The 16,356-nt window shown below is 54.9% G+C and carries 13 protein-coding genes and 3 pseudogenes; 4 read left to right on the top strand and 12 right to left on the bottom strand.

Annotated elements, in window-relative coordinates; translation table 11 throughout:
- Window positions 1–1,060 precede the first annotated feature (1,060 nt).
- The 3 genes and pseudogenes from Q7O77_RS05600 to zwf form a co-directional block, all read right to left on the bottom strand.
- A pseudogene (locus Q7O77_RS05600) lies at window positions 1,061–1,270 on the bottom strand (DUF2726 domain-containing protein); the annotation flags it as partial.
- Window positions 1,271–1,845: 575 nt separating this feature from the next.
- Complete coding sequence (locus Q7O77_RS05595; RefSeq protein ID WP_304164138.1) at window positions 1,846–2,487, bottom strand: bifunctional 4-hydroxy-2-oxoglutarate aldolase/2-dehydro-3-deoxy-phosphogluconate aldolase; 642 nt, start codon at window positions 2,485–2,487, stop codon at window positions 1,846–1,848.
- 123 nt (window positions 2,488–2,610) lie between these two features.
- A complete protein-coding gene (gene zwf / locus Q7O77_RS05590; protein ID WP_304164136.1) occupies window positions 2,611–4,086 on the bottom strand; it encodes a glucose-6-phosphate dehydrogenase in 1,476 nt (491 codons plus the stop codon).
- Between the two features lie 361 nt (window positions 4,087–4,447).
- On the opposite strand from zwf, the gene Q7O77_RS05585 reads away from it, so the two are divergent.
- Both Q7O77_RS05585 and pyk read left to right on the top strand, forming a co-directional pair.
- Window positions 4,448–5,311 (top strand): MurR/RpiR family transcriptional regulator, encoded by an 864-nt coding sequence (locus Q7O77_RS05585; protein ID WP_304164134.1) that lies wholly within the window; start codon window positions 4,448–4,450, stop codon window positions 5,309–5,311.
- Window positions 5,312–5,473: 162 nt separating this feature from the next.
- On the top strand, window positions 5,474–6,916 hold the full coding sequence (pyk, locus tag Q7O77_RS05580) for a pyruvate kinase (RefSeq protein ID WP_304164132.1): 1,443 nt from the start codon (window positions 5,474–5,476) through the stop codon (window positions 6,914–6,916).
- A 213-nt stretch (window positions 6,917–7,129) separates the two neighbouring features.
- Here the strand turns inward: pyk and Q7O77_RS05575 are convergent, their stop codons facing one another.
- From Q7O77_RS05575 to znuA, 4 genes are all read right to left on the bottom strand, one after another.
- Window positions 7,130–7,486 carry a hypothetical protein gene (locus Q7O77_RS05575; protein ID WP_304164130.1) on the bottom strand — a complete coding sequence of 119 codons (357 nt, stop codon included), beginning with the start codon at window positions 7,484–7,486 and terminating at the stop codon, window positions 7,130–7,132.
- Between the two features lie 331 nt (window positions 7,487–7,817).
- Window positions 7,818–8,780 carry a lauroyl-Kdo(2)-lipid IV(A) myristoyltransferase gene (gene lpxM, locus Q7O77_RS05570; RefSeq protein WP_304164128.1) on the bottom strand — a complete coding sequence of 321 codons (963 nt, stop codon included), beginning with the start codon at window positions 8,778–8,780 and terminating at the stop codon, window positions 7,818–7,820.
- 151 nt (window positions 8,781–8,931) lie between these two features.
- Window positions 8,932–10,311, bottom strand: a complete 1,380-nt coding sequence (gene mepM, locus Q7O77_RS05565) for a murein DD-endopeptidase MepM (RefSeq protein WP_094107766.1) — start codon at window positions 10,309–10,311, stop codon at window positions 8,932–8,934.
- Between the two features lie 12 nt (window positions 10,312–10,323).
- A complete protein-coding gene (znuA, locus tag Q7O77_RS05560; RefSeq protein WP_304164126.1) occupies window positions 10,324–11,370 on the bottom strand; it encodes a zinc ABC transporter substrate-binding protein ZnuA in 1,047 nt (348 codons plus the stop codon).
- Between the two features lie 75 nt (window positions 11,371–11,445).
- On the opposite strand from znuA, the gene znuC reads away from it, so the two are divergent.
- The gene (gene znuC / locus Q7O77_RS05555) at window positions 11,446–12,198 is read left to right on the top strand and encodes a zinc ABC transporter ATP-binding protein ZnuC (RefSeq protein ID WP_085653342.1); all 753 of its coding nucleotides are present in this window, start codon (window positions 11,446–11,448) and stop codon (window positions 12,196–12,198) included.
- A pseudogene (gene znuB, locus Q7O77_RS05550) lies at window positions 12,195–12,981 on the top strand (zinc ABC transporter permease subunit ZnuB). Before znuC ends, znuB begins: the two are co-directional and overlap by 4 nt.
- Window positions 12,982–13,104: 123 nt before the next feature.
- Here the strand turns inward: znuB and ruvB are convergent.
- The 5 genes and pseudogenes from ruvB to nudB all read right to left on the bottom strand — a co-directional run.
- Complete coding sequence (gene ruvB / locus Q7O77_RS05545; protein ID WP_304164123.1) at window positions 13,105–14,109, bottom strand: Holliday junction branch migration DNA helicase RuvB; 1,005 nt, start codon at window positions 14,107–14,109, stop codon at window positions 13,105–13,107.
- A gap of 7 nt (window positions 14,110–14,116) precedes the next feature.
- A complete protein-coding gene (ruvA, locus tag Q7O77_RS05540; protein WP_094107763.1) occupies window positions 14,117–14,734 on the bottom strand; it encodes a Holliday junction branch migration protein RuvA in 618 nt (205 codons plus the stop codon).
- 84 nt (window positions 14,735–14,818) lie between these two features.
- Window positions 14,819–15,340: a crossover junction endodeoxyribonuclease RuvC gene (ruvC, locus tag Q7O77_RS05535; protein ID WP_304164142.1), complete on the bottom strand. Its 522-nt coding sequence runs from the start codon at window positions 15,338–15,340 to the stop codon at window positions 14,819–14,821.
- A 37-nt stretch (window positions 15,341–15,377) separates the two neighbouring features.
- Complete coding sequence (locus Q7O77_RS05530) at window positions 15,378–16,121, bottom strand: YebC/PmpR family DNA-binding transcriptional regulator (RefSeq protein WP_085653332.1); 744 nt, start codon at window positions 16,119–16,121, stop codon at window positions 15,378–15,380.
- Between the two features lie 23 nt (window positions 16,122–16,144).
- A pseudogene (gene nudB, locus Q7O77_RS05525) lies at window positions 16,145–16,327 on the bottom strand (dihydroneopterin triphosphate diphosphatase); the annotation flags it as partial.
- Between the last annotated feature and the right edge of the window lie 29 nt (window positions 16,328–16,356).

The raw sequence follows: 16,356 nt of genomic DNA, 5'->3' as shown, positions 1-16,356 counted from the left end.
ATCTACACTATCCTCTTCGTCGGCAGCGTCAGATGTGTATAAGAGACAGGGGATACGCCGTCTGGCGGCGGAGACGTTAGGTGTCCCGACCTCTCCCTATCAATTTGCCGACAACGCCGTCAGTTTCCAAGAGGCAGTGCAACAGATCGGTTTCCCCTGCATCGTAAAACCCGTCATGAGCTCGTCAGGAAAAGGCCAGAGCCTGATTCGTGACGCCCAGCAAGTAGACTCTGCCTGGCGCTATGCGCAGGAAGGCGGCCGGGCCGGAGGCGGTAAGGTGATTGTCGAAGGGCTGGTGAAGTTTGATTTTGAAATCACCCTGCTTACCGTCAGCGCTGTCGATGGCATTCACTTCTGCGCCCCCATCGGACACCGTCAGGAGGATGGCGACTACCGCGAGTCCTGGCAGCCGCAGCAGATGAGCGTAGTCGCGCTTGAGCGGGCAAAAGCGATCGCTGGCAAAGTCGTTGAAGCTCTAGGCGGTTACGGTCTGTTCGGTGTTGAATTGTTCGTCTGCGGCGATGAAGTCATTTTCAGCGAGGTTTCGCCGCGACCGCACGATACCGGCATGGTGACGTTGATCTCGCAGGATTTGTCCGAGTTCGCATTGCATGTACGCGCTTTTCTCGGCCTGCCCGTTGGCGTCATTCGACAGTACGGCGCGGCCGCTTCCGCAGTGATATTGCCAAACCTGACCAGCAGCGACGTCCGCTATCAGGGACTCGAGCAGGCCCTGCTGCCACAGACGCAAATCCGCCTGTTCGGCAAACCGGAGATTAGCGGCCAGCGTCGAATGGGCGTCGCGTTGGCGCTAGACGATACGACAGAGGCCGCCGTACAGCGCGCCAAATCCGTCGCTGCGGCGGTGCGGGTCAACGGTTAACATTCAAGGGCGCAGCCTGTCTGTGCCCTTTTACCTCCCTCTTCGACATCTAACACCTTCGCCATACACCATCATGTCTATCTCCTGCCACATCCAGTGAATAAAGGGAAATCGCATTGAACAGCGTGAAAGCGGTGGGCCGGGCCAAAAGAAACGTCAATGGTGCGCGCCAAAGCCTTATGACGCGCCCAGCTCTGAGTTCGCCCACTGAGCGATAAACGCAGCGGTTCTCTCTTTGATGTCGCTCTCGACGGTGCGTAAACGCAGGATGGGAATACCGCTTTTCGCCAGAATAGCGTTCTTCAAAGCATCGCGTTCCGCCTGTTTGTGGTGATCGTGGGAACCGCCATCAACTTCAATCCCCCCTAGCGGGGTTTTGCCGACTTTGCAGTCCTTGCTCCTTGTCATTCCAGATGGACCATTTAGTGATCTCTGCGGTCTTGTCTACACCACCCACTTGGATAGAAGCCATACGTCCCTTTTTTGTTTGCAAACAGCATCCGAATTCACTTCCTGCTGACGTTCAAATGCCGTTATTTCCCTAATATGGGGATTATTTTGCCACCATTTTGTGTATGGCAACAAACGGGTTATGCCATGGGTTATCTGCCTATTTTCAGAGTTTGCTTGAAGACGCAGCCTGTCGACCGAAACGCGAAAGGCTCCGATGCCGAACAGGCGCTCAGGGCACCCCGCGGCGTGGATCGGTGCAGCCAGATGGTTATTCGCTTTCAGGTCGTCACGTCACTAACCCGAAATGGGTCAAGTTCGAAACGCATCGACAGAAGAAGAAAGTGATTAACTTATTGATAAAATTGATGTGCTTGTTTCTGCTAAGGCCAGAAAAATTCCGGCTTTGCGTTATCGTCGCATAAAAAAACCACCTCCGAAGAGGTGGTTTAGTCATCGCACTAACACGGCTAAAACGTCATTGACGCCTATTCACCGTGTGATGGGCCGAATCAGGCTTTAGCGCCTTCGATTGCAGTGCGAGCCAGCTCGGTGATGCGGTCATAATCGCCTGACTCCAGCGCGTCAGCCGGCACCAGCCAAGAGCCTCCCACGCACAGGACGCTTTTCAGCGCCAGATAGTCGCGGTAGTTGTTCGGCGTAATACCGCCGGTTGGGCAGAAACGGATTTTGCCGAACGGACCCGCGATAGCCTGCAGGGCTTTCACGCCACCGTTAGCCTCAGCCGGGAAGAATTTAAATTCGGTTAATCCGTAATCCATACCCAGCATCAGTTCTGACACGGTGCTGATACCTGGAATCAGCGGAATATCGCCCGCCGTGGCCGCTTTCAACAGCGGTTCAGTCAATCCAGGGCTGATGGCGAACTGCGCGCCGGCATCCACCACCTCAGCCAGCTGCTGAGGGTTGGTTACCGTTCCCGCACCCACGATCGCGTCTGGTACTTCTTTCGCAATCAGGCGAATCGCTTCTACCGCACATTCGGTGCGCAACGTGAGTTCCAGTACGCGGATACCGCCAGCGACCAAGGCTTTCGCCATGGGAACCGCGTGTTCCAGTTTATTCACGACGATCACCGGAATGACCGGGCTAGCCGTCAGAATCTGTTCCGCACTGGTTTTCCAGTTTTTCATTAAGCGCTTTCTCCACTCATGCCCAATGGGCATTGATTAATTTGGCGCGGTCGTCTCGTAAGTCGACCACGCCGTGATTCCTTGCCGCTCAGCCGCGAACAAATCGCAGGCTGCGGATCATCACTACTCGACTTCGTTCCAGGAACGGCCATCACGGGTGATCATCGCCACAGACGCCACCGGGCCCCACGTGCCAGCCTGATAAGGCTTAGGCGCATCGTTGTCCTGAGCCCAGGCATCCATGATGGAGTCGACCCATTTCCAGGCTTCTTCCACTTCGTCGCGACGAACGAACAGCGCCTGAATACCTCGCATCGTCTCCAGCAGCAGGCGCTCGTAGGCATCAGCCAGGTGCTCCTGATTGAACGTTTCAGAGAAACTGAGATCCAGCTTGGTCGTCTGCAGACGATGCTTGTGATCCAGACCAGGGATCTTGTTCAAAATCTGAATCTCGATCCCTTCGTCAGGCTGAAGACGAATAGTCAGTTTGTTTTGTGGCAGTTGCTGATAGGAATCGTGGAAGAGATTCAGCGCCGGGTTTTTGAAGTACACCACGACTTCTGAACATTTACTCGGCAAGCGTTTACCGGTACGCAGGTAGAATGGCACGCCGGACCAGCGCCAATCATCGATGTCCACGCGAAGGGCGACAAAGGTCTCCGTGTCGCTGGACTTGTTAGCGCCCTCTTCTTCCAGATAACCCGGGACTTTTTTGCCCTGAACGAATCCGGACGTGTATTGCCCGCGCACGGTCGTGTCATGAATATTGGAGCGGTCGATACGACGCAGCGAGCGCAGTACCTTAACCTTCTCATCGCGGATACGATCCGTCGTCAGGTCGGACGGCGGCGACATGGCGATCATGGTCAGGATCTGCAGCAGATGGTTCTGGATCATATCGCGCATCTGCCCAGCCTGGTCGAAATACCCCCAACGGCCTTCGATACCGACTTCTTCCGCAACGGTAATCTGAACGTGATCGATGGTGCTGTTATCCCAGTTATTGGCAAACAGCGAGTTGGCGAAACGCAGCGCCAGCAGGTTCAGTACCGTTTCTTTGCCGAGATAATGGTCGATGCGGTAAACCTGACACTCGTTAAAGTACTCCGCCACCTGGTCATTGATGACCTGCGAAGAGGCCAGATCGGTTCCCAGCGGTTTTTCCATCACGACGCGAGCGGGCTCTTTGTTCAGCCCGGCTTTGCCAAGACCGCCGCAGATAGCCCCAAAGGTGCTAGGCGGCATGGCGAAATAGTTGATCGTTACGCGGTTTTCCTGGTCAAGCATGTCGCCCAAACGCTTGAAACCCGCGGCATCCTGTACATCCAGATTGCAGAAATCCAGCCGCTCGCTCAGTGTTTTCCACAGTTTCTCGTCCAGCGGCTCTTTAAGAAAAGTATCCAGCGCTTCCCGCACGACTTTGGTATAGGCCTTTTTGTCCCAGTCCGCACGGCCGACGCCGATAATACGAGTGTCCGGGTGGATATGACCTGCTTTTTCCAGTTGATACAGTGAAGGCAGCAATTTACGGCGCGCCAAATCCCCTTTTGCACCGAAAATCACCAGGTCACATGCCTGGGCCGTTGACGTTACCGCCATGTTCTATCTCCTCATTGCAGGATGCTGTAATTTTATTACATACGTAATGTACTATTTTTGGCTGGGACCAGTAAACCGTTAGCCTGCGACATACCCCACAAATCGCCGTGTAACAACGTGATAGCTGAGTATTTCCTTCGGAGTACTGATAGCGACACGAATCGTAGAGAGAAAAATAGCTAACAATTTCGACAGTCAGTTACTATTTTGAAAGTTAGACACACGTCATGTTCTGGTGAAAAAACCACAATTTCGCTGCGCCGCCCTCTGCCACGTCAGGTTTGCGCATAGTATATTTCCACGAAATTCGCCTCGATTCACCTCTGGCTGAAATCGACATGACCATTGATGGTATCACTCTATGAAAATGCTGGATAAAATCCGGACTCACCTGGATCGGTTGAGTAAGTCAGAAAGAAAGGTGGCTGAAGTCATTCTCGCCTCACCGCAGTCAGCTATCCACTCCAGTATAGCGACACTCGCTAAATTAGCGGATGTCAGCGAACCCACCGTCAACCGATTCTGTCGGCGGCTAGACAGCAAAGGATTTCCCGACTTCAAACTGCAGCTGGCGCAAAGTATCGCCAACGGCACGCCGTATGTGAACCGCAATGTGGAAGAGGACGACACGGTTGAGGCCTACACCGCCAAGATCTTCGAGTCCACGATGGCCGGTTTGGAACATGCCAAGTCGCGTCTCGACATTCCGGCCATCAACCGCGCGGTCGACCTCCTGACGCAGGCTCGCAAAATCTCCTTCTTTGGATTTGGGGCCTCGGCGGCCGTCGCGCATGACGCAATGAACAAATTCTTCCGCTTTAATATTCCCGTGGCCTACTTCGACGACGTGGTCATGCAGCGCATGAGCTGCATGAATTCCGGCGAAGGCGATGTCGTGGTGTTGATTTCACATACCGGTCGCACCAAAACCCTGGTGGACATGGCGCGCATTGCCCGCGAGAATGACGCGACGGTGATCGCAATCACCTCTGAAGGTACGCCGCTGGCACGCGAAGCGTCATTAACCCTACGGCTGGAAGTCCCGGAGGACACCGACGTTTACATGCCGATGGTCTCGCGCATCGCCCAACTGACGTTGATTGATGTCTTGGCGACAGGGTTTACGCTGCGGCGCGGCGCGAAATTTAGAGATAACTTGAAACGCGTCAAGGAAGCCTTGAAGGAATCGCGTTTTGATAAAGAAGGACCGTTCACCACCTCGTAAAACTGATTTGCATTCAGGCCGACGCAGCGACTTTTCGTCGGTACGGTTCAACCGCCACGGCATCCCCTTGAGCGGGATCGCCCTCTCCCCCCAGAGAAAGGCGTCAGCCGTGTTTTAGATACTATCGCCCTATTTCAGCTTCACCAGTCAACGGAGTCATCCATGTCCAGACGGTTAAGAAGAACGAAGATTGTTACCACTCTGGGACCGGCAACCGACCGCGACAATAATCTGGAAAAGATTATTGCCGCCGGTGCGAACGTCGTCCGCTTGAACTTTTCTCACGGCACCGCAGAAGACCATCAGCTCCGAGCCGATAATGTGCGTGACATTGCGGCAAAATTAGGCCGCCACGTCGCTATTCTTGGCGATCTCCAGGGCCCGAAAATTCGCGTATCCACTTTCAAAGAAGGTAAGGTCTTCCTCAACATCGGCGACAAATTCCTGCTCGATGCCAATCTGGGTCGCGGGGAAGGCAATAAAGAAGGCGTCGGCATCGACTATAAAGGTCTGCCCGATGACGTCGTCCCTGGCGATATTCTTCTGCTCGATGATGGTCGCGTTCAGCTCAAAGTGCTTAACGTGGAAGCATCGAAAGTCTTTACGGAAGTCACCGTCGGGGGGCCACTCTCCAATAACAAAGGCATCAATAAACTGGGTGGCGGACTCTCAGCGGCGGCACTGACCGACAAAGACAAAGCGGATATCATCACCGCCGCCAAAATCGGGGTGGACTATCTGGCCGTTTCTTTCCCCCGCACCGGCGCCGATCTCAATTACGCCCGCCAGTTGGCATTAGAGGCGGGCTGTGAAGCCAAAATCGTATCCAAAGTCGAACGCGCTGAGGCCGTCGCGACGGATGAAGCGATGGACGACATCATCCTGGCTTCCGACGTCGTTATGGTCGCCCGAGGCGATTTGGGCGTAGAAATCGGCGACCCTGAGCTGGTCGGCATCCAGAAAAAGTTGATCCGTCGCGCTCGCAAACTCAACCGTGCCGTCATCACCGCGACGCAGATGATGGAGTCCATGATCACCAATCCGATGCCGACACGCGCGGAAGTCATGGACGTCGCCAACGCCGTGCTGGACGGCACCGACGCCGTCATGCTGTCAGCAGAGACCGCCGCAGGCCAATATCCGGCGGAAACCGTTGCCGCAATGGCCAACGTGTGCCTAGGCGCGGAAAAAATTCCGAGCATCAACGTCTCTACGCACCGCCTTGACGCGGAATTCGATAACGTCGAAGAGTCGGTGGCGATGTCAGCTATGTACGCCGCCAACCATCTGAAAGGCGTGACCGCCATCGTCGCGATGACCGAGTCTGGTCGCACTGCGCTGATGATGTCTCGCATCAGCTCCGGTTTGCCCATTTTCGCGATGTCGCGCCATGAAGGGACGCTGAACCTGACCGCGCTCTATCGCGGCGTCACCCCCGTTCAATTCACTCGTTATTCTGACGGCGTAGAAGCAGCGAATGATGCCGTCATTCTGCTGCGCGACAAAGGATTCTTGATGTCCGGCGACCTGGTGATTGTCACTCAGGGCGATGTGATGGGTACCGTCGGCACCACGAATACGGTAAGGATCTTGCGAGTCGAATAAGCGAATAAAGTCGTAGCATCACCCTCTGCGAAGGGCTGATAAAGTAAAAAAGCCGGATATTCCGGCTTTTTTATCGTAGGGGCAAAGGTAAAAAGTGTCTGACGTAGGCAATGTTTTTGAAGGAAATAATGAATCACTGCGTGACGACCATCATCCGTGTTTCATTTTCTCACTCCACCACCACCTGTGGTTATTTTCTGACACTTTTACCCTTTATTTTTTCGGCGGAAATAACGCCTGCTGTTTCTCTTTTTCTGTATTTATTTTATTGACGTGATGCTCTGCGGCTGAATTTTTCGCCTGCACCTTTTCATGTATTTGATTATTTTTCTTTTGTACCGCTTTTTGACGGTTTTCCGCGCGAGATTTAGCCTCTTGACGTTCGGCCTCCAACTTCTTGGCCGCATGCGTGTTAGCTGCATGGTTAGCAGACTCAACACGACCATGATTCGTCACAACAGGCGACATCGGGTTTCCCTCGTGTGCTGGATCGACCGCTGCGTTGGCTGCCGTAAAACTCAGTGCTGATGTAGCCAGTAAGACACCTAAAAATACCGGTTTGAAATGCATAATGAATATCCTTTTACCGCACTATTTAATCAGTAGTGTCCGTCCTATAAAGCGCGTCAGAGATTCTCCCTCGCCAAATTTACAGGACTAACGCTAAAGTCATCGTTATGACGACCTTAAGAAAGTAATAACAAGGGATGAAGGAGATTTATACGAGGAATTATCCGAGATGATAAAATAGCGGACACAAATAAAACGCTAATTATGTCTGATGTTCGGATGGGGTAAAGTTTAATGACGAATTGTTTCCAGACTCACCGGTGCCGTTATTTCCGGCACCGGTGAACGGTGATAACACCGCGCATTAATATCGCAAAAAACGTGCGATATATTATAAATCTTTGCGTAGATAAGGCTCCGTTTCCCCCGGCTTGCGGGTCTTCAACAATTTCAGAATCCAGGTGTACTGTTCCGGATTGGGACGGACTAAAAACTCCAGTTCTTCATTCATTCGACGCGCGATGCCCTGATCATCCGCCTCTGCGATATCGCTCATCGGCGGACGGATATAAATATCCAGCAGCGAAGTCCGGGCGTTGTAGACCGGAAACAACGGAACGATCTCGCTACGGCAAACGTTCATCAAACGACCGACTGCGGGCAACGTGGCCTTGTAGGTAGCGAAGAAGTCGACGAACTCACTGTGCTCCGCCCCGTGATCCTGATCCGGCAGATAGTAGCCCCAATACCCCTCTCTTACCGAACCGATAAAGGGCTTGATGCCATCGTTGCGCGTATGCAGCCGACCGCCAAAACGACGTCTCAGCAAGTTCCACAGATAGTCGACCAACTCATTCTTCTGGTTATGGATCATCGCCGCCATTTTCTGACCGCGCCAGCTCATCAGCATTGCGGGCAGATCGACTGCCCAGCCGTGCGGCACCATAAAGATCACATTCCGATCCTGATCTCTCAACCTATCGATAATGTCATCCCCATGCCACCGCACTCGCTCATAAACACGTCGGGCGGGAAGAATCGCTAGCTCGACCATCAGCACAATAGACTGAATAGACGTCGCGAACATATCGTCGATGATCTTCTCCCGCTGCGCTTCGGTTATCTCTGGCATACACAACAGCAGGTTGATGCGGGCACGGTGGCGCGCGCCTTTAGAAACGCGTCCCACCATTCGGCCTAACGCGCCCAACACCGGATCTCGCAGCTTAGCCGGTAGACAGGCGACTAGCGCCAATGCCCCCGCGCCCAGCCAGATCCCCCAATAGCGAGGGAGAAAAAAAGCGGATTGAAACTGGGGAATGAATTCGGATCGGTTTTTCTTCACTTTTTCCATGCGTTTACTCTTGTGTACCCAATAGAGACCGCGCTAAAGGCAGTCTGCATAGACTCTACATTCAGCCGGATCGCCATCCCGATAGGCCGCGACCCACAAAAAAACAGCCGGTGGCGATGAGGCGACCGGCTGTAGGAAGGTGTTAGGGAAATCAGTCCAGCTGCAACTGCGGCAGCATCTCACGCACCTGAGCCAGATAGTCACGACGTTCTTTGCCGTCCAGCCCTTCAGAGCGCGGCAGCTTCGCCGTCAGCGGGTTGACTGCCTGCTGGTTAATCCAGACTTCATAGTGCAGATGGGGCCCCGTTGAACGCCCGGTGTTGCCCGACAGCGCGATACGGTCGCCGCGTTTAACTTTCTGACCCGGTTTAACCAAGAGACGGCTTAGATGCATATAGCGCGTGGTGTACTGGCGACCATGACGTAAGGCGATGTAGTTGCCTGCCGCTCCGTCACGCTTCGCGACGACCACTTCCCCATCCCCGATAGCCAACACGGGTGTTCCCACCGGCAGCGCAAAATCGACGCCGCGATGCGGTGCGACACGCCCTGTGACAGGGTTAAGCCGACGAGGGTTGAAGTTGGAAGAGATTTTGAACTGTTTCATGGTCGGGAAACGCATAAAACCGCGAGACAATCCCGACCCTTCACGATCGTAGAACTTTCCATCTTCCGAACGGAAAGCGTAATAATCTTTACCGCCGCTACGCAGACGAACGCCCAGCAGTTCGCTTTGCTCATTGTGACCGTCGAGCACTTCGCGGGACATTAACACAGAGAAACGATCGTCGAGACGCAATTTACGGAAGTCTAACTGCCACTGCAGCGCTTTAATCACTTCGCGGACTTCGCCGTTGGTCAGCCCGGCATTCAACGCGCTGTTGACGAAGCTGCCCGTAAGCCGCCCGGTCAGCACCTTGTTGTGCCAGTCGCCCTGCATGTTTTCGATCGCTTCCTTGAAGACATCGCCTTTGCGGGTGTAGGTGCGAACTTCACGGCGGGACACCTGCCAACGCAGGCTTTGCAAATCGCCGTCCTGCCCTAGCTCCCAGGAAATCTGCTGACCGATCTTCAGATTACGCAGCCCGGAATTTTGCTCTGCCAACGCCGCGATATCCGACATATCGATGCCGTACTGCGTCAGAATACTGCTGAGGGTATCGCCGGTAGAGACAACATATTCATGCGCGGCGTTGCCGTCGGACACGTTGTCGTCCAGCTCATCCTTAGGGATATCGTCCGAGGGCGTCGGCTGGTCGAGCATCGTATTGTCGTCGCTGTCGGCGGAATTCGCGTTAGCGGAAGAAGGCGCATCCAGCGGTTCGCTGGCGGGAGGGGTTAACGTTTTAGGCTGATTTCTTTCATTATCAGCATCTTTGATAATCACTGGCGCATCGTTGACCGGGGGGTAAACCATTGGCCGCCAAACGGCGACGGCCAGTGTTACTATGGTCAGCGACCCCAACATCACTCGGTGAGGTCTTGGGAGAGTGTTATACGCCTGAGCGATAGTTCGGACTATCTGCTGCACTTATTCGTATCCTCATGATTTTTTCTCCAGGCAGCTCAGATACTGGTTAGACAATTGCAGCAGAAAACGTGCATAGCTGTCTTTATCCAGAGCGATGTCGCTTCCCAACGGGTCCAGGACGCCCATGCGTACCTGCGTTCCCTTGGCGACAGCACTGATGACCGCTGGCCTGAATTGTGGCTCAGCAAAAACGCATTCCGCTTTGTGCTCAACCAACTGTGTTCGTATTTGATGTAAACGCTGTGCTCCAGGCGAGATGGCTGGATTGATTGTAAAGTAACCAAGAGGGCTTAATCCGTAGTGTTGTTCAAAGTACCCATAGGCATCATGAAACACGAAATAGCCTTTGTTTCGCACAGGCGACAGCATATTAACAATATTTTTATCCGTATGCGCAAGTTTCTCAGTGAAATGAGTCAGATTCGCGTCTAATTTGTCCTTATTCTGCGGCATTAGTTCCAATAATTTGTCATGAATCGCGATAGCGGACGCTTGCGCCATTTCCGGCGACAGCCAGATGTGCATATTGAACTCGCCGTGATGGTGGCCGTCATCATGCTCTTCTTCTGCCTCCGCCGCGCCGTGCGCGTGATCTTCATCATGCTCGTCATGGACCTCTGCAGCGTGGGCATGTTCGTCATGATCCGCATGGTGGCTATCCCCGTCGTGGTCGCTCTCGCTGTGATGATGCGACTCTTTGAGCATGGCCGCTTTGATCGCAGGCAGTGCGGAAAGCGTGATTTGACGACTCGCCGGAATTTGACTCAAAGGCTTTTGCAGGAAGGCTTCCATCTCTGGCCCTACCCAGATAACCAATTCCGAGGACTGTAAACGCTGGACATCAGAGGGACGCAGGGCATAATCGTGGGGCGACGCGCCGTCGGGCAACAAGACTTCCGTTGGCGTTACTCCGTCAGCAATCGCGGCGGCGATAAAGGCCAGCGGGCGTATGGACGTCACAACGTCCGCAGAAGCGACCGGAGCGGCCCCTGCCGCTACGAGCCATGTGCTGGCGGTTAACGCTTTTTTTATCCATTGATGTAAGTTACGGCGTGTCATGACAGGTCATCCATCGATTTCAGAAAAAATTTTCGTTATATTATAACGTCACACGGTATCTGCAAGCAGAATTCTATGTCTACACTGGTTTCTCTCGATAACATCTCCGTTCAGTTCGGCAGCCGACGCGTACTCTCAGACATCTCGCTGACGCTGCAACCGGGACGCATCCTCACGCTTTTGGGCCCAAACGGCGCTGGAAAATCGACGTTGGTCAGAGTCGTGCTTGGGCTGCAGGACATTGCCGGCGGCACACTCACGCGAACGCCGGGCCTGCGCATTGGCTATGTGCCTCAGAAACTGCACCTCGATGCCACCCTGCCCCTGACGGTCAGCCGCTTTATGCAGCTCAGCCCCGGCGTCAAAAAGCAGGACATCCTGCCCGCGTTAAAACGGGTCAATGCCGGACATCTGCCGGAGCAGCCGATGCAGAAACTGTCCGGCGGCGAAACTCAGCGCGTGCTGCTGGCCCGCGCGATCCTGACCCGTCCCCAGTTGCTGGTCCTCGATGAACCGACGCAGGGCGTCGACGTCAACGGTCAGTTAGCGCTCTATGACCTCATCAATCAGCTGCGCCAGGAGTATGGCTGCGGGGTCTTAATGGTTTCCCATGACTTGCATCTGGTGATGGCCAAAACGGATGAGGTTCTGTGTCTCAACCAGCACGTTTGCTGCTCTGGTGCCCCGGAAGTCGTTTCGCTACACCCCGAGTTTTTGGCAATGTTCGGCCAGCGTGGCGCCGAACAACTGGCCGTTTACCGGCATCACCACAATCATCGACATGATTTAAATGGAAAAGTGATTTTGAAAAGGCAGGATGGCGCATGATCGAATTGTTATTTCCCGGCTGGCTGGCGGGAATATTGCTGGCTGTGGCGGCCGGTCCGTTGGGCTCTTTCGTCGTTTGGCGCAGAATGTCTTACTTTGGCGATACGCTGGCGCATGCTTCTTTGCTGGGGGTCGCTTTTGGTTTACTGCTGGATGTGAATCCCTTTTACGCCGTGATTGCCGTCACGCTAGCGCTAGCGCTGGGATTGGTTTGGCTGGAACGTCGCCCCTATCTCGCCATTGATACGCTATTGGGAATTATGGCGCACAGCGCCCTCTCGCTGGGACTGGTCGTGGTTAGCCTGATGAGCAACGTCCGGGTTGATCTCATGGCCTACCTGTTCGGCGATCTGCTCTCCGTGACTACGGATGATCTGTGGCTGATCGGCGGCGGTGTCGCCGTCGTCTGTCTCCATTTTGTGTTGGCAGTGGCGTTCGCTGCTGTCCATGACCATCAGCCCCGAGCTGGCGCACGTCGACGGCGTATCCTTGCAGCGCAGCAAACTCCTGCTCATGCTGGTCACCGCACTGACGATCGGTTTGGCGATGAAGTTTGTCGGCGCACTGATTATCACCTCGCTGCTGATCATTCCGGCGGCGGCAGCACGGCGCTTTGCCCGCACACCCGAACAGATGGCGGGGATCGCCATCATCATCGGAATGGTGGCCGTCACGGGCGGCTTAGCGCTGTCGGCCGACGCCAATACGCCAGCTGGCCCTTCCGTTGTGCTCTGCGCTTCTCTGCTGTTTATGCTGAGCCTGATGAAAAAACAATCCGCCTAGTATAGCCCCCGGGTCTGCGTGAGCCTCGTGCAGATCCATTCATTCCCTATTTCATCCACAACGAAGAAGGCCGCATACCAGATGCGGCCTTCGGCAAAACCAATACGAATAGCAACGTCTGCGTTACTCTTGTCGCGTCAACCCAAAGTGGCGATAGGCATGTTGGGTGGCGATGCGTCCGCGCGGCGTGCGTTGCAGAAAGCCCTGCTGAATCAAAAACGGCTCCAGCACATCCTCGATGGTTTCACGCTCTTCGCCAATCGCAGCTGCCAGATTATCCAGCCCGACCGGGCCGCCCATAAACTTGTCGATGACCGCCAACAGCAGCTTGCGGTCCATGTAATCAAAGCCTTCAGAGTCAACTGCCAGCATATCTAATGCCTGGATCGCAATTTCACCGTCAATGACGCCGTTCGACTTCACTTCGGAAAAGTCTCGTACGCGACGCAGCAAGCGGTTGGCGATACGCGGCGTTCCACGGGCGCGACGAGCCACTTCGAGCGCACCTTCCTCCGTCATCTCCAGCCCCAGACACAGAGCGCTACGGCTGACGATATACTGCAAATCCGGAACCTGATAAAACTCCAGGCGTTGGACGATGCCGAAGCGATCGCGCAGCGGCGAGGTCAAAGAACCCGCCCGGGTCGTGGCGCCCACCAGCGTAAACGGCGGCAGGTCCAGCTTGATCGAACGCGCCGCGGGGCCTTCGCCGATCATGATATCCAGCTGATAGTCTTCCATCGCAGGATAGAGAACTTCTTCCACCACCGGCGACAGGCGATGAATTTCATCGATAAAAAGGACGTCGTGGGGTTCGAGGTTGGTCAACAGCGCGGCCAGATCGCCCGCTTTTTCAAGCACAGGCCCGGAAGTAGTGCGCAGGTTTACCCCCATTTCGTTCGCCACGATATTGGCCAACGTGGTTTTCCCCAGCCCCGGAGGCCCGAAGATCAACAGATGATCCAGCGCATCGCCCCGCTGTTTTGCCGCCTGAATGAAGATTTCCATCTGCTCGCGCACCTTGGGCTGGCCGACATACTCTGTCAGCAGCTTCGGACGAATAGCGCGATCCAGTACCTCTTCTTCGGATACGACTTCGGGGGAAATTAAACGATCGGCTTCAATCATGGCTACCTCAAAGAACGGCGCGCAGCGCGTCTCGGATCAGAGTTTCACAATCAGCACCCGGTTTGGCGACTTTACTGATCATCCGACCGGCTTCCTGCGGCTTATAACCCAGCGCGACCAGCGCAGATTCCGCTTCGGCCTCGATGTCCGCAGATGATGCCGCAGCGTCGGCGGCGGGCGGAAGCGTCAGATCGCTGGCGGAATTGAACAGGTCGCCATTCAGCCCCTTGAAGCGGTCCTTCATCTCAACCACCAGACGTTCGGCAGTCTTCTTGCCGACGCCCGGTAGCTTGACCAGAGCACCGATTTCCTGACGCTCGACCGCGCTGACAAACTGCTGCGCCGACATCCCCGATAGGATTGCCAGCGCCAGTTTCGGTCCGACGCCATTCACTTTAATCAGTTCGCGGAACAGGGAACGTTCCTGCTTGTTGTTGAACCCGAACAGCAGTTGCGCATCCTCACGAACAACGAAATGAGTGAAGATGATCGTTTCCTGTCCCAGCTCGGGCAACTCGTAGAAACAGGTCATCGGCATATGCACTTCATACCCCACGCCGTTGGCTTCAATCAATACCTGCGGGGGTTGTTTTTCCAGAACGATGCCTCTGAGACGACCTATCACGTGACGTTTCCTTTTGAATTTGCGCTTAACGATGGGGTATAGCTTATACCATAAAAAAGGCTGGATGAATATCCAGCCTGGTCTCTAGCGCAGCCGCCCTCGCGCTAAGGTCAGCCTCTCCTGCCCCATGCGGGTCAGGTTCTGACTGAAGTGACAATGCGTGATGGCGATCGCCAGCGCATCGGCGGCATCCGCCTGAGGATTGGCGGGCAATTTCAGCAAAGATCGCACCATATGCTGCACCTGACTCTTTTCCGCAGCGCCAGTGCCGACGACCGTTTGCTTAACCTGACGCGCCGCATACTCGAAAACCGGCAGCGACTGATTGGCCGCCGCCACGATGGCCGCTCCCCGCGCCTGCCCGAGCTTTAGCGCCGAGTCGGCGTTTCTTGCCATGAACACCTGTTCGATGGCGAAACAGTCCGGCTGAAACTGCGTGATGATTTCACTCACGCCTGCATAAATCAGCTTGAGCCGTCCGGGGATATCATCCACCACAGTGCGAATACAGCCGCTACCGAGGTAGCTGATCTGCCGCCCCTGCTGGCGGATGATGCCATAACCGGTGATTCGCGAACCAGGGTCTATACCGAGAATGATCGTCAACGCCTGTCTCCCCACCGGTTTATCGCCGGCAACGCCATTACAGCAGCGCCGCCACCTCGTCGGAGATATCACCATTGTGGTAAACCTCCTGCACGTCGTCACAGTCTTCCAGCATGTCGATCAAACGCATCAGTTTCGGTGCGGTTTCTGCATCCATGTCAGCCTTGGTCGACGGGATCATGGACACTTCGGCCGCTTCGGCCACCAGACCGGCAGCATCCAGCGCATCTTTCACTTCACCGAAGGTTTCCCACGGCGTGTAAACGTCGATGGCGCCATCGTCATAAGTCACGACATCGTCCGCACCCGCTTCAAGCGCCGCATCCATGACCGTGTCTTCATCCAGACCCGGCGCATAAGAAATAACGCCTTTTTTCGTAAACAGATAGGCGACGGAGCCGTCTGTTCCCAGGTTGCCGCCGCTTTTGGTAAAGGCGTGACGCACTTCAGAAACCGTACGGTTACGGTTGTCGCTCAGGCATTCCACCATCACCGCGGTGCCGCCGGGACCGTAACCTTCATAAATGATGGTTTCCATGTTGTCGGCATCATCGCCGCCCACGCCGCGGGCAATCGCACGGTTCAGGGTATCGCGCGTCATGTTGTTGGACAGCGCTTTATCGACCGCTGCACGCAAACGCGGGTTGGAGGCGACTTCACCGCCGCCCAGACGAGCAGCCGTCACCAGCTCACGGATAATTTTGGTGAAAATTTTGCCGCGTTTGGAATCCTGCGCCGCTTTACGATGTTTCGTGTTGGCCCACTTACTATGACCTGCCATAAAAATCTCCGAAAAAAGCCTGTTCAGGCCGGATAAATAACAAATTCTTCAATCGCCTGCCGGTTACTCCATGACTTTGTCAGGCGCGCCGCGCTGGGCGCGTCCAGCCATTGATACGCAAGGTGTTCGCTTATCTGCACCTCACGTTCCGTAGGTAACGCCAGACAGAACCACGATTCCTTATTGTGCGTGACCCCCGGGGCATAGCCTGTCTCTTATACACATCTCCGAGCCC

It is taken from the genome of Lonsdalea britannica (assembly GCF_946477055.1).
In the GTDB taxonomy this organism is placed as follows: domain Bacteria; phylum Pseudomonadota; class Gammaproteobacteria; order Enterobacterales; family Enterobacteriaceae; genus Lonsdalea; species Lonsdalea britannica_A.
The sequence above is the reverse complement of the archived record's forward strand: the minus strand, read 5'-3'. Positions and strand labels throughout refer to the sequence as shown.

Coding starts and splice junctions, on each gene's coding strand:
- Q7O77_RS05595 (WP_304164138.1), bottom strand. CDS start 2,487: ATGAAAAACTGGAAAACCAGTGCGGAACAGATTCTGACGGCTAGCCCG.
- lpxM (WP_304164128.1), bottom strand. CDS start 8,780: ATGGAAAAAGTGAAGAAAAACCGATCCGAATTCATTCCCCAGTTTCAA.
- Q7O77_RS05530 (WP_085653332.1), bottom strand. CDS start 16,121: ATGGCAGGTCATAGTAAGTGGGCCAACACGAAACATCGTAAAGCGGCG.
- Q7O77_RS05575 (WP_304164130.1), bottom strand. CDS start 7,486: ATGCATTTCAAACCGGTATTTTTAGGTGTCTTACTGGCTACATCAGCA.
- ruvB (WP_304164123.1), bottom strand. CDS start 14,109: ATGATTGAAGCCGATCGTTTAATTTCCCCCGAAGTCGTATCCGAAGAA.
- zwf (WP_304164136.1), bottom strand. CDS start 4,086: ATGGCGGTAACGTCAACGGCCCAGGCATGTGACCTGGTGATTTTCGGT.
- pyk (WP_304164132.1), top strand. CDS start 5,474: ATGTCCAGACGGTTAAGAAGAACGAAGATTGTTACCACTCTGGGACCG.
- Q7O77_RS05585 (WP_304164134.1), top strand. CDS start 4,448: ATGAAAATGCTGGATAAAATCCGGACTCACCTGGATCGGTTGAGTAAG.
- znuC (WP_085653342.1), top strand. CDS start 11,446: ATGTCTACACTGGTTTCTCTCGATAACATCTCCGTTCAGTTCGGCAGC.
- znuA (WP_304164126.1), bottom strand. CDS start 11,370: ATGACACGCCGTAACTTACATCAATGGATAAAAAAAGCGTTAACCGCC.